The sequence below is a fragment of the uncultured Thiocystis sp. genome (assembly GCF_903866365.1).
In the GTDB taxonomy this organism is placed as follows: domain Bacteria; phylum Pseudomonadota; class Gammaproteobacteria; order Chromatiales; family Chromatiaceae; genus Chromatium.
The window spans coordinates 1-11,971 of sequence record NZ_CAIPNF010000209.1 but is presented as its reverse complement, the minus strand read 5'-3'; the positions used below and the strand labels follow the sequence as shown (position 1 = coordinate 11,971).

The window sequence follows — 11,971 nt, the reverse complement described above, 5'->3', positions numbered from 1 at the left end:
GGGGAAGGCGGGGGAGCCAACATCGTGGATCGCTTCGGCGAGACAGAACGGACACTGGGGCAGCGCCAAACCGCTGCGATTGAGGGCGGCAGCACAACTTAAATTCGGGGAAAAACTGTCCTGGACAGGGGGTCCACTTTAGACAACGACAACGACAACGATCATCGCGGATGCCCCGTTCCAAACCGTCGTGCATTGGTTTGATTCGCGCTCCCTCGCTGGTCGTTATTGAAAGGCATTGATTATAGTTGGCAGTTGGCAGAAACAAGACTGGCTGATGTCCTGGAAAGTGCCTGCCGATTTTCCGCCGGCTCCGGGTTTTGAGTCTGCCGAAGGGGCAGCGGCGGGAATTCCCAAACTGCTTTTCGCTTATGCGGTTATGCCTTATACTGAATGTCATTTATCGCCTTCATGGCCGAGGGTCGCGTCCCATGCCCGTCGCTCGTCTCCTTGCCGCGCTCGCCGTGGCGCTCATCCTGGGTCCGGTCGCGGCGGCGCCGGACGACGACCGCGCGGGCGTCCAGCGGTTCGTCGCCGAGATGACCGAACGTCATGGCTTCGACCCCGTCGCGCTCCAGACCCTGCTGGAGACCGCGCGCTACCGGCCAGCGATCGTCGACGCCATGAATCGCCCCTACGAGGACAAACCCTGGCCCGAGTACCGGGCGCTCTTCCTCACCCCGGAGCGGATCGATGCCGGCGTCGCCTTCTGGCGCGACCATGCCGAGACCCTGACGCGCGCCGAGACCGCCTTCGGTGTCGCGCCCGAGATCGTCGTCGCCATCCTCGGCGTCGAAACCCGCTATGGACGCAACCTGGGCACCCACCGGACGCTGGATGCGCTGACGACCCTCGGCTTTTCCTATCCCAAGCGGGCGGATTTCTTTCGCGGCGAGCTGGAATCCTTCCTGCTCCTGAGCCGCGAGGAAGGGCTCGACCCCGGCAGGATCCTGGGCTCCTATGCCGGGGCGCTCGGAACACCCCAATTCATTCCGTCCAGTTACCGCGCCTACGCGGTGGACTTCGATGGCGATGGCCAGCGCGACCTCTGGCACAGCAACCCGGATGTCATCGGCAGCGTCGCCAACTATTTCAAGCTGCACGGCTGGCGTCCCGGCGAACCGGTCGCCTTTCCGTCCGAACTCAAGGCCGGCCTCCCCGACGGCGTCGACATCGCCGGGAAAACGCCGCTCATGCCCAACCGCACGGCGGGCGACTGGCGCGACGCCGGCATCGACTGGCGCGCGTCCACCGCTCCATCAACCCCGGCGGTTTTGATCCGGCTCGCTGGACCGACCGACGAATACTGGATCGGTCTCGACAATTTTTATGTCATCACGCGCTACAACCACAGCAACCTCTACGCCATGGCGATTCTTCAGTTGAGCGAGGCGATCCGGGCGCGCCATGCCGGCGAGCGGTGATTGAGCGCGGTCGTCTGGAGACAGCACCACATGCGAACAGATAAGCTTGTCCCGACCACGTGGGTGGCCGACCCTCGGCCCACCGTCTCGGCATCGGCGAAGGTCGCCTGGATAGGGGGCGCGCTGCTGTTCGCGCTGCTCTCCGGTTGCGCCAGCCAGATCGATCAATCAGACGAGGATATCCCCCCGCACATCGCCCGCATTCCGGACGCGGTCCCGCGTGTCGAACCCCTGTCGAAATCCGGGAATCCCGAGTCCTACGTGGTCTTCGGCAAGCGTTACCAAATCCAGCGAAGCAGTCGGGGCTATGCGGAGCGCGGACTGGCCTCCTGGTACGGCAAGCCTTTTCACGGGCGCAAGACCAGTTCGGGCGAGACCTACGACATGCACGCCATGAGCGCGGCGCACAAGACCCTGCCCCTGCCGACCTATGCGCGGGTGACCAACGTCGAGAATGGCCGCAGCATCGTGGTCAGGATCAATGACCGCGGTCCCTTTCATGGTCCGCGTCTCATCGATCTGTCCCATACCGCCGCCGTCAAGCTAGGCGTGGTCAAGACGGGGACGGCGATGGTCGAGGTGCGCGCCATCGACCCGAAGCGTCCGCGCTCGGATCCCGGCCCCTTCCTCGCCGCATCGGGCAAAGCCAACGCCAGAACCGCCGTCGCCGCCCCGCGTGCTGTCGCTCCGGCCGATCCGCCGCCCGCGCGTCCGGCACGTGCGCCCATGCGCCTGGCAGACAGCGAGATGACCCCGCGACCGCTGCCCGCCCGCGGGGACGAGCCGCTTCCAATCACGGCGGTGGCAGCGCGGGATCTGCCCGATTCGCCCGAGCCGCTGGCAGCGGTCGCGTTCCGCGCGCAACCCGCCAGCCATGGCGAAGCGCTGTATCTCCAGATCGGCGCCTTTGGCGATCCGCGCAACGCCGAGCGACTGCGCGAACGCTTGAACGGACATCTGGGGTCCGACCGTATCCGAATCCTGAGTCCGGAGACCAGCGGCGCGGCGCTGTACAAGGTCAGAATCGGTCCAGTCGCCTCCGAACAGGACGCCGACCGACTGACACAGCAGCTCGTGGCGCTTGGCGTGGACCGGCCACAACGGGTGACGAACTGATCCGAAGTGCCAAATCCGGGGATGAGGGTTAGAATAGACGTCGCTCCATCCCCGCCATCCCAAGCCCCGGATCCCTCATGAAGTCAGTCTCCCCACTCTTTTTCCTATGGTTTTGTCTTTGGGCGTTGCCGCTCTCGTCGGCGACCGCGCAGCCGCCGATACCCGCCCCTCCCGAGCTGGCGGCCAAGGGCTATCTGCTGATCGATGTCAACAGCGGCAAGACCTTGGTCGAACAAAATGCCGACGAGCGTCTGGAACCGGCGAGTCTGACCAAGATCATGACCGCCTATGTGGTGTTCCGCGAACTCGCTGGCGGTAAGGTCAAGCTGACCGATCAAGCCATGATCAGCGAGAAAGCGTGGCGGACAGGCGGCTCGAAGATGTTCATCGAGGTGGGCAAACAGGTCGACGTGGAGAATCTGCTGAAAGGCATGATGATCCAATCCGGCAACGATGCCGCCGTGGCCCTGGCCGAGCATGTCGCCGGCAGCGTCGAGGCCTTCGCCAACCTGATGAACGATCATGCCCAGCGGCTCGGCATGACGGCCAGTCATTTTACCAATCCCAACGGACTCCCGGATCCCGAACTCTATACCACTGCCCGCGATATGGCTCGGGTCACGCTGGCCCTGATCAGGGAGTTTCCCGACTATTACGCCTGGTATAAAAACCAGGATTTTACTTACAACAACATCACGCAGCAGAACCGCAATCCATTGCTCAAGCGCGATGCCACGGCCGACGGCGTCAAGACCGGCTATACCAAGGCCGCCGGTTACTGTCTGGTGGGATCGGCCAAGCGCGACGACATGCGCCTGATTTCGGTGGTCATGGGATCGGCGACGCCCAAGGCGCGCGCCGAGGCGAGTCTGGCCCTGCTGAACTACGGGTTCCGGTTCTACGAGAGCCATCGCCTCTATCCCGCCGGCCAACCGATCGAGTCGATTCGCGTCTGGTATGGCCGTCTGCAAAACCTGCCGGTCGGTCCCGCCACGGATGTCTTCGCGACCATTCCGCGCGGCACCTATGACAAACTCAACGCACGGCTGGAAAAGACCTCCGATTTTATCGCCCCGATCGCCCAGGGCGCGCAAGTCGGCGACATCGTGGTCACCCTGGGCGACGAGGAGATGACACGGGTTCCCCTGGTCGCGCTCCAGGAGGTCGCCGACGGCAACCTGTGGCGCAAATTCGTCGACAGCCTTCTGAAGCTGGTCGACAGCCTTCTTCATTGACGCGATCGAACGATCGCTGCGTACAGGCCATGTCCGACCCCCAGGAAACCTTGTTTTCATTCCCCTGCAGCTTTCCGATCAAGGCGATGGGTCCGGCTGACCGCGGCCTGGAGTCCGCGGTGATCGAGATTGTCCGACGGCATGCGCCCGGTTTCGATGCAACGGCCATCTCGGTCCGACCCAGCCGGGGCGGCAAATGGATCAGCGTGACCGTCACCATCGAAGCGCACGGCAAACCTCAGCTCGACGCCATCTATCAGGAGTTGACCGCGCATGAGCTGGTGGTCTGGGCGCTGTGAGCGACGACCGCCCTACCCTGCGCGAGCCTCTGCTGATCCGCCGCCTGCCCGGTCTTCAGGATTACCCGGCTACGCTCACCGCGATGCGCGACTGGACCGATGCCCGCCGCGAGGACACCCGCGACGAGGTCTGGTTGCTCGAACATCCGTCCGTCTTCACCCTAGGTCAGGCCGGCCGCCTGGAGCACATCCTGGCGCCGGGCAGGATTCCGGTCGTCCAGTCGGATCGGGGTGGGCAAGTGACCTATCACGGTCCCGGACAGTTGATCGTCTATCCGCTGCTCGATCTGCGGCGGACCGGTCTCGGCGTCAAGCGGCTGGTGGACCTGCTGGAACAATGTGTCATCGACCTGCTCGACACCCTGGGAATCACGGCAGCGCGCCGCCTCAATGCGCCCGGCGTCTATGTGGCGGACGCCAAGATCGCTTCGCTGGGTCTGCGGATTCGTCACGGGTGCAGCTATCACGGACTGGCGCTGAATGTCGCGATGGATCTCGCACCCTTCCGACGCATCAACCCCTGCGGTTACGCCGGACTCGCCATCACGCAGGTCTCGGATCTGGTTCCAGGGGTCACGGTCGCCGACGTGGGCCGGGCGTTGAGTGAAATCCTCGAACGTCTACTCGCCCCCGCCGGGATCGCCGAGTGCGAACCGCCGATCCCGCCGAGCGCGCGTTAACAGCACTCCTCCTCGACCCGTCCCAGTAAGTCCAACGCTTCCTCGCGCCCATACTGCTCGAACAGCTCGCGGATCGCGTTGACTTGACTTCCCACGAAATACAGCTCGTCATGACCCCTTCGTTCCGACTCTCCCAGCTTGGTCTCGAAATAGGACTGCCAAGGCGACGGCCGGGCGGCATCGCCAATGCAGTCGCGGATCGAGAGGACGATGCGATGAGCATGCTCGTCACAGGCGATGCCATCGAAACTGATGTAGCGGTCGGTTTTTTCCACGGGACACGACACCTTGGATACCTCATGGCATGTTGTTCTGTCGGACAGTCGACAATTGCCGCGATGCGGCGTGAAGATCGATCGGCGGACCTTTGTTGCGACAATCGGATTCCAAAGGAGATCCATCGGATCGATGGCCCCGGCAGAACCTTGACGGGGCATTGATGGAGAACCAGCACAATACGCGCCAATTGAACCCGGTCAGGTTCGATGCGGCGCAGCGCGCTTGCACCGATCAACTGCGCTTTCCAGGTTCAGGGACTCAGCGCACCCCGGCGACCGGTCGCATTTCCTTGTCGCAGACGCCGCCCACTTCCACCGTTGTCGTCGCGCCGCCGCCCCGACAGGATTCGCCCCGATCGGAGAGCCGGCAGATAATGCCCAGCGGCTTGCCATCGTTCAGCCAGTTCGGGGTCTTGCGATAACGCCCGACGGTCCCCGAGCGGCAGCCGCTGGGAATGCCGTAGGCGGGGCAGGATCCCGGCGCGCGCAGCGAGACCTTGCGGGCGTCGACCAGAAAACCGGGATAGTTGTCCTCGATCCGCACGAGATCCCGGTCCGACGCTTCCTCGAACCGGAACTCCTGGAAGGTGTAGCCATCGCCGGATTTAGCCCCGACCTGGATACGGGTATTGGCGATCAGCGCGAAATCGTCCCCCTTACGCGCCACCGCGCCGCTCATGTATTCCACCCGGTCATGGTTCGGGAAACACTTGCCCATGGCCGGCGCGTGATAGTAGTGACGCATCGCGGTGAGGTCGGCCAGCGAATTCTCGGGGAACACCTCGCCCAAATCGGCATCGTCGCCAAACAGAATGCGCTCGACATCCGGCTGGCTCTGCGCGTACATCGCCTGGAGCTTGACATAGCGGTCATCGCTGGCCAGATCCGGGCGGAGAAAACAGGAGGTCAGGCCCGAGATCTGGGTCAGGTATTCGTCCCAGATGTTGTACTGGGAGACCGAAGATGCGGCACCCTGAAAATCGCCCGGAAAGGAGCAGCCCTGATTCTTCCGGCACTGACCGACGGCGCGATTGCGGATGGAGAGTGCGATAATGTTACGCTCGCAGGCGCCATAGGCATTGCAGCCGCGCCCCAGGTGGCCCTCGTAGATCGCCGTGCGCATGACATAATCCAGATGCATGGCGCGGGCAAGCGTGGTCGGCGAGCCCAAGTCCGCATGGTCGCGGATGAAATCGTCCCAGGCGCGCTTGAGGGCGGGACGGCGCCCCGTCAGTTTGACATTCGCCCCCTCGCAATCGCTGGAGGCATGGAAGGCGCGAACGAGGCGATCGAGTTCGCTGACGCCCGACTCGGCGCGTCCGCCACTCGCGCGGGGCGGATCGAAGGACGGCGCCTTCTCCAGTGCATAGAGATCGCGAATGCCGATGACATGCCGAACGCTCGCCGGACAGTGATGGTTTTTGACCTTGAGAGCCTTGCGCGCGGCGACCGCGCGCTTGAAGACCTCGGTCGAGGCGCGGGACGCCTGGCGCGGATCCACCACGATCTCGAAGCCGACATAGGGCGTGCCGCTGCGATCCGTCAACGGCTTGCCATCGCGGATCGGCAGACAGGGGATCAGCGAGGTGCCCTGGGTCAGGGTTCCCGCGCGGGACAAATCGCTGATATTGAAATAGGGCACCTCCAAGGGGCCATTGAATTCGTAGACCGTCATCACGGGCGTGGCGGGAATCGCGGCCTGGAGAGTCCCGGCGGCGAGGAGCGCGAACGCGCCCAAGAATTTACGCATGGTTGGGTATCCTGTGTGGCTGGAAGATCTGTGACAGGTCGCTAGTGCTTCGCTGCTCAAGTTCCGAGACCTGAGACGGTCTTGGGACTTTCGCACAGTTGCACTAGGCTAGGCCATGTCCGGGATCGAATCCAGCCGCGCACCGGCGACACACGCATTGTCAGCCCCGCCATCGGATCATACACTGCGCGGTTTGAACGGATTGATCAGAGATGCCGGATCCTGCCCCGCCAATGGTTGCTGCTCGATTCAAGCGGGACGCCCCGCCGTCGATCGCCGTGACCCGGAGAGCGCCATGAACCCCCGTCAACCCATCGGCGTTTTCGATTCCGGCGTCGGGGGGCTCTCGGTGCTGCGCGAGATCCGTCGCGAATTGCCCCACGAGGATCTGCTCTACGTAGCGGATTGCGGCCATGCGCCCTATGGCGACAAACCGCTGGCGGCCATCGAGTCGCGCGCGGTGGCCATCACCGAGTTTCTGCTCGCCCAAGGGGCCAAGACGGTCGTTGTGGCCTGCAACACGGCGACCGGCGCGGCGGCCAGGGTGCTGCGCAGCCGCTATCCGGTCCCCATCGTGGCCATGGAGCCGGCGGTCAAACCAGCGGTGGAGCGCACGCGCTCCGGCGTGGTGGGCGTACTGGCCACCCGCCAGACACTCGCGAGCCAAACCTTCGCGGCGCTGCTGGACCGGATCGACCACTGCACCCGGATCCTGCCGCAACCCTGTCCCGGTCTGGTGGAACGGGTGGAGTCCGGCGACCTCGACGGCGCGCCGACCCGGACTCTGCTCACCGGGTTTCTCCAGCCGCTGCTGGCGCGCGGAGCCGACACCCTGGTGCTGGGCTGTACCCACTATCCGCATTTGACGCCCTTGATCGAGGAACTGGCCGGTCCGGACGTCGCGGTGCTGGATTCGGGGGCGGCGGTCGCCCGTCAGGTGCGGCGACGCCTGACCGAGGCCGGCCTGCTGGCGCCGGCGGACCGGATCGGCCGCGAGCGTTTCTGGACCAGCGGGCATCCAATGGCGACCCAGGGGCTGATCGCCCGGCTCTGGCGGGCGGAGGTGGTGCTGGAGCCATTCGAGACCGGCGCCCGGAAGAACTTGATGGGCTATCCTCTCTAGACATCACCACGCGAGGCGCGACGTCATGGCTGGAACATCGGGTACGCGGGGTGCCGCGGTTGCGCTGACGATCGGGTTGCTCCTGCTCGCCGGGACCGCCCTGGCGGACGATCCATGCCTCAAGCTGGTGTTCGACCGTTACTGTCTGGGCGGCGATGTCAGCCCTCTGCTGCAAACCGTGCCCGCCCCCACGGTCTATCGAAACGTGGCGGACAGTCTGGCCCTGATGTTTCCCGACGGCGACAATCAGCTCTATGTGCTGGCCTTTGCCAAGCGCATTTACAAGGTGGTGCGCGCCTACGGGGTCTCGACTCAGCTGCGCTTCGACGACACCTATCGCCTGCTGCGCGAGAAATATGGTCCGGGCGAGGACCAAAGTCAGTTCCCCGAGTATGCCGAGACCCCGGCCGCGCGCCTTGCCTCGATTCGCCGCGGCGACGGACGCGCCGTGCACCAGTGGCAACCCTCCCCGGCCTGGCGTATCGAACTCTCCTGGACCCGCGAGCTGGGGATCTCGCTGAACTATATCGCGACCGAGTTGAACCGCGCGCGCGATGCGCGGATCGAGAGCGGGCTCTAACGGCAAGACATGGCCGTCTGCACGGACGCGGTTTACTCCGGGCGGCGGACTGGCTGACCCACGATGGCCTCGCCGCTTGCGACAAGGCCGGTCAGGATGACATCGATCAGTCGATTGCCTGTCACTCCGGGAATGTCCGCGACGACATGCACCGGCAGATAGTTGGGCGTATAGCCGAAACGGCTGTCGCGTCGCTCGCCATCGTCCGGGCCTTCGCACAGCACTTGCGCCCGTTGGCCGATTTGCGCCTGTAGAACCTTCGTTTTCAGCCGGGCCGCGAGCGCCTGCAAGTCCTGACAACGCTGACGCTTCGTCCCCGCATCCACTTGACCCGGCAGCGTGGCCGCCAGGGTTCCCGCCCGTGGCGAGTAGCTGAAGACATGGAGGTGTCCGAATCGCATCGCCTCGGCGAACGCCAGGGTGCGCCCCCAGTCGTCCGCGTCCTCGCCCGGAAAGCCGACGATGATGTCGGTCGTCACGTTGAGATGCGGGATCAGTGCGCGACCCCGCGCTACCAGCCGGGCGAATTCGTCGGTTTTGCAGCGGCGCGCCATGCGTCGCAGCACGGCGTCCGAGCCGCTTTGCAACGGCAGGTGCAGATGGGGCATGAGCCGCGGATCGGCGAACAGCGGCCAGAAGGCATCGGGCAGATCCCAGGGTTCCAGCGATCCCAGACGCAGACGCGGAATCTCGGTCTCGGCGAGGAGCCGGGTCACCAGCGTGACCAGATCGCCGCCGGTGTCGCTGCCGTAACCGCCCAGATGCACGCCGGTCAGCACGACCTCCTGGATCCCGGCACGGTGCAGACGCTCGACCGTCTGCACGACCTCGCCGACCGCACGGCTACGCTCCTCGCCACGCGCCTGTGTCGTGATGCAGAAGGTGCAGCGATAGCGGCAGCCGTCCTGGACCTTGACGAAGGCGCGTTGACGACCCCGGGCGAACAACGGACTGGCGTCATTGGCGGTCACCAGTTCCGGCATGGACGGGATGGCGAGCGCGTCGAGCGCGATCTCGACCAGACGATCCTTGTCCTGGTTGCCGACCACCAGGTTGACGCCGCTCTCGCGCGCCAGCGCCTCCGCCTCCAGCGCGGCCAGGCAGCCGCTGACGATCAGCCGCGCCGCGGGATTGACGCGATGGCTGCGGCGCAGGATCTGGCGCGATTTGCGCACCGCCTGTTGGGTGACGGCGCAGGTATTGATCACGATCAGGTCGGCGGGATCCTCATCGCCGACGACCTGACATCCCCGCGCGTGAAAGCGGTCGGCCCAGTCTTCCGACTCCGCCTCGTTGAGACGACAGCCCAGCGTCAGGAGCTTGACGCGCATTCCACCCTGCCCGGCTCAGGCCAGCGCCGTGCGCTGGCTGGACGCCGCGCCTGGCGGCGGGAGCGGCGCCGGCGAGTTCTGGTGCAGCAGGAGACGCCAGCCATCGGGACCGAGGCGGAAGACGTTGGTGCCATAGATGGCCGGCGGCGGCGATCCTCCGTCGTGCCGGGTGCCGGTGCGTTCCTCGATCAGATGGATCGCGAGATCGCCGTTTTCGATCCAGACATGATGCCGCACCTCGATCTCGAAGCGGGCGCCCTGCTCGAAGATGGCGCGCCATAAACGCCGCACCTCCGGTCCGGTGGTCAGCGGGGTCATGGGCAACAGACAGGCGATCTTGTCGGACGCCTCCCAGACCTCGTCCATGGCCACCGCGTCGCCGGCTTCGAGCGCGTCGTAATAGGCATCCTCGGCATCCTGTGGGGTTTCATAGTGCATACGTTGAGATTCCTCGCCGCTGATTCGCGGGATAAGTCTGGACGCGGTTGCGTCAGACGAAGACGGCCTGATCATTGGGACCTCGGCGCAGTTGTACTAGCGGACGGGTGACGGCCAGCGTCCACCCGGCACGCGCGGGATCCGCAGCCGGATGCGTCCGTCGCTGACCTCGCGGGACAGGTTGGCCAGATCGGCATCCGGGGGCAGCGCGATGCGGCGACTCGCCGAGCCACGCGAAATCCGGTAACTCTGTCGGAACCCCTCGCCACGGGGCAGGGTTTCTTCCTCGCTGGTCTGCATCCGGGTGCTGTAGGCAATCGTCAGACCCCGGCCCGCCGGCCGAATCTTAACCTGCTCAGGGTCGATGTTCTCCAGCGCGATGTCGATGAGATAAGCGTCATTGGTGGCCTGACGCGCGATCCGCATCCGGCTGGCGGGCGGCACCTGACGGCTCTCTCTGTCCATGGGCGGCATGTCGCCGAATGGGCCAGGGGGCATGGCGGGCCAGGCGTTCGGGTAGCCTGGGGCCATCGGACCGAAGGGCACCCCGAGCGGCTGGCCATCGGGGACCGGGTAGCCAGGATAGGGTGGTGGCCCAGTCATCTCGGGCGCAAAGGGCGTCCAGGCGAAGGCCAGGGCGGGAAGGATGGCAGTCATGGCGACGGTGGTCAGTGGGATCTTGCGCATAGAGAATTCCCCCGAGTTTCGCGACAGAATGAGACAGTAACCGAGAAATCTCGACCCGATCTCTTCGCCCGCCGAGCGATTGCCGGGTCCGTTGAAGGCTACGCTTTGAGTACAACAGTTGATCAACAGTTTCCTAGGGCGTGTCACCCATTCTACTTATGCGGGATTCGCAAGAAGATCAAGGGCATCTCCATCTCTTGAGCATGATGCTGGCCTGTAGCCTGTAGGGACGAATTCATTCGCCGCGTCGGTTGCGCGGATACCGGGGATGCAGAGGATGTAGGGGCGAATGAATTCGCCCCTACAAGGATGCCGCGCAACACTCGCGTCGAGCGCATCGATCCCACCTTGGAACATTGGCGGGGCGGGGCCTTGATCATCGATCCGGCCACCCCTGTTACGCCGCCACCGGCATCCGATAGGGCGGCGTGGGCGGGCGCGGTCGTCGGCGCGCCGGTCGCGGCGGCAGAGGTACCCGCTGGAGCACCTGCACGAACAGCGATTCATGGGCACGACCGAAGAAGCGCTCGGCGGCGGTGGTGCGGTCGGCGCGGTGGATGTGGAAGTGATGCACGGCGGTGAGCGCCGCGAGCTTGCGGTCGCTCAGACGATGGCGGCCATGGTGATGGAGGGACCGTTGACCGTTGCGGCCCTCCACACCGGAGCGGCTGCGCTGGAAGCGATCGGCGCATTCGCCGGCCACCTGTTCCAGGTGCGCGCGCTCGGCACCCGGCAAAGCCTGGAGCGGATGCGTGCCTTGGCGCAGCGGTTCGAGCAACTGGCGGCTCAGCGCACGCACTCGGTGACGTGGTTCGGCATGGGTGCTGCGCGCGGCGACGCGCTCTAGATACAGGGCCGGAATCCGGTGTTCGAGGAGGGCGCGCTCCAGCGTGGGCGACCGCGCGAGAGCCTCGACCTGCCCCGGCAGGGTGGCGAAGAAAAACGCGATGGTGGCCAACAATTGTGTGGTTAGACGCGGCGCCTTGGCCAGACGTTCACGAGCGCGCGTGGGCAGCTCGGCGGCGGCCAG

General features: G+C 65.1%; 13 protein-coding genes. 7 read left to right on the top strand and 6 right to left on the bottom strand.

All coding sequences use genetic code 11. The features are described 5' to 3' along the window. The first annotated feature begins 431 nt into the window (after window positions 1–431). From mltB to lipB, 5 genes are all read left to right on the top strand, one after another. Window positions 432–1,424, top strand: coding sequence for a lytic murein transglycosylase B (gene mltB / locus QZY07_RS11800; RefSeq protein WP_295402695.1), 993 nt, complete (start codon window positions 432–434; stop codon window positions 1,422–1,424). Window positions 1,425–1,454: 30 nt separating this feature from the next. Beyond that, window positions 1,455–2,540: a septal ring lytic transglycosylase RlpA family protein gene (locus tag QZY07_RS11795; RefSeq protein ID WP_295402693.1), complete on the top strand. Its 1,086-nt coding sequence runs from the start codon at window positions 1,455–1,457 to the stop codon at window positions 2,538–2,540. Between the two features lie 77 nt (window positions 2,541–2,617). Then, a complete protein-coding gene (locus tag QZY07_RS11790) occupies window positions 2,618–3,775 on the top strand; it encodes a D-alanyl-D-alanine carboxypeptidase family protein (RefSeq protein WP_295402691.1) in 1,158 nt (385 codons plus the stop codon). Window positions 3,776–3,804: 29 nt separating this feature from the next. Beyond that, complete coding sequence (locus tag QZY07_RS11785) at window positions 3,805–4,074, top strand: DUF493 domain-containing protein (RefSeq protein ID WP_295402689.1); 270 nt, start codon at window positions 3,805–3,807, stop codon at window positions 4,072–4,074. Beyond that, window positions 4,071–4,754: a lipoyl(octanoyl) transferase LipB gene (gene lipB / locus QZY07_RS11780; protein ID WP_295402687.1), complete on the top strand. Its 684-nt coding sequence runs from the start codon at window positions 4,071–4,073 to the stop codon at window positions 4,752–4,754. Before QZY07_RS11785 ends, lipB begins: the two co-directional genes overlap by 4 nt. Here lipB and cowN read toward each other — a convergent pair. Beyond that, window positions 4,751–5,029 carry a N(2)-fixation sustaining protein CowN gene (gene cowN / locus QZY07_RS11775; protein ID WP_295402685.1) on the bottom strand — a complete coding sequence of 93 codons (279 nt, stop codon included), beginning with the start codon at window positions 5,027–5,029 and terminating at the stop codon, window positions 4,751–4,753. The genes lipB and cowN overlap by 4 nt on opposite strands. Window positions 5,030–5,291: 262 nt before the next feature. Further along, window positions 5,292–6,782: a hypothetical protein gene (locus QZY07_RS11770; RefSeq protein ID WP_295402683.1), complete on the bottom strand. Its 1,491-nt coding sequence runs from the start codon at window positions 6,780–6,782 to the stop codon at window positions 5,292–5,294. A gap of 295 nt (window positions 6,783–7,077) precedes the next feature. On the opposite strand from QZY07_RS11770, the gene murI reads away from it, so the two are divergent. Together murI and QZY07_RS11760 are read left to right on the top strand one after the other, a co-directional pair. Next, a complete protein-coding gene (gene murI / locus QZY07_RS11765; protein WP_295402681.1) occupies window positions 7,078–7,905 on the top strand; it encodes a glutamate racemase in 828 nt (275 codons plus the stop codon). A gap of 25 nt (window positions 7,906–7,930) precedes the next feature. Further along, window positions 7,931–8,485 (top strand): hypothetical protein, encoded by a 555-nt coding sequence (locus QZY07_RS11760; RefSeq protein ID WP_295402679.1) that lies wholly within the window; start codon window positions 7,931–7,933, stop codon window positions 8,483–8,485. Between the two features lie 32 nt (window positions 8,486–8,517). Here QZY07_RS11760 and mtaB read toward each other — a convergent pair whose 3' ends face one another. From mtaB to QZY07_RS11740, 4 genes are all read right to left on the bottom strand, one after another. Next, window positions 8,518–9,816 carry a tRNA (N(6)-L-threonylcarbamoyladenosine(37)-C(2))-methylthiotransferase MtaB gene (gene mtaB / locus QZY07_RS11755; RefSeq protein ID WP_295402677.1) on the bottom strand — a complete coding sequence of 433 codons (1,299 nt, stop codon included), beginning with the start codon at window positions 9,814–9,816 and terminating at the stop codon, window positions 8,518–8,520. A gap of 15 nt (window positions 9,817–9,831) precedes the next feature. Continuing rightward, window positions 9,832–10,254 carry a nuclear transport factor 2 family protein gene (locus QZY07_RS11750; protein WP_295402674.1) on the bottom strand — a complete coding sequence of 141 codons (423 nt, stop codon included), beginning with the start codon at window positions 10,252–10,254 and terminating at the stop codon, window positions 9,832–9,834. Window positions 10,255–10,350: 96 nt separating this feature from the next. After that, window positions 10,351–10,941 carry an Hsp20/alpha crystallin family protein gene (locus QZY07_RS11745; protein ID WP_295402672.1) on the bottom strand — a complete coding sequence of 197 codons (591 nt, stop codon included), beginning with the start codon at window positions 10,939–10,941 and terminating at the stop codon, window positions 10,351–10,353. 397 nt (window positions 10,942–11,338) lie between these two features. Beyond that, a partial coding sequence (locus QZY07_RS11740) for a DUF6399 domain-containing protein (RefSeq protein WP_295402670.1) occupies window positions 11,339–11,971 on the bottom strand: 633 nt, incomplete at its 5' end.

Bases quoted from the DNA above. Each gene is read 5' to 3' on its own strand.
- mltB (WP_295402695.1), top strand. From the start codon at position 432: ATGCCCGTCGCTCGTCTCCTTGCCGCGCTCGCCGTGGCGCTCATCCTG.
- QZY07_RS11795 (WP_295402693.1), top strand. From the start codon at position 1,455: ATGCGAACAGATAAGCTTGTCCCGACCACGTGGGTGGCCGACCCTCGG.
- QZY07_RS11790 (WP_295402691.1), top strand. From the start codon at position 2,618: ATGAAGTCAGTCTCCCCACTCTTTTTCCTATGGTTTTGTCTTTGGGCG.
- QZY07_RS11785 (WP_295402689.1), top strand. From the start codon at position 3,805: ATGTCCGACCCCCAGGAAACCTTGTTTTCATTCCCCTGCAGCTTTCCG.
- QZY07_RS11770 (WP_295402683.1), bottom strand. From the start codon at position 6,782: ATGCGTAAATTCTTGGGCGCGTTCGCGCTCCTCGCCGCCGGGACTCTC.
- murI (WP_295402681.1), top strand. From the start codon at position 7,078: ATGAACCCCCGTCAACCCATCGGCGTTTTCGATTCCGGCGTCGGGGGG.
- QZY07_RS11760 (WP_295402679.1), top strand. From the start codon at position 7,931: ATGGCTGGAACATCGGGTACGCGGGGTGCCGCGGTTGCGCTGACGATC.
- mtaB (WP_295402677.1), bottom strand. From the start codon at position 9,816: ATGCGCGTCAAGCTCCTGACGCTGGGCTGTCGTCTCAACGAGGCGGAG.
- QZY07_RS11750 (WP_295402674.1), bottom strand. From the start codon at position 10,254: ATGCACTATGAAACCCCACAGGATGCCGAGGATGCCTATTACGACGCG.
- QZY07_RS11745 (WP_295402672.1), bottom strand. From the start codon at position 10,941: ATGCGCAAGATCCCACTGACCACCGTCGCCATGACTGCCATCCTTCCC.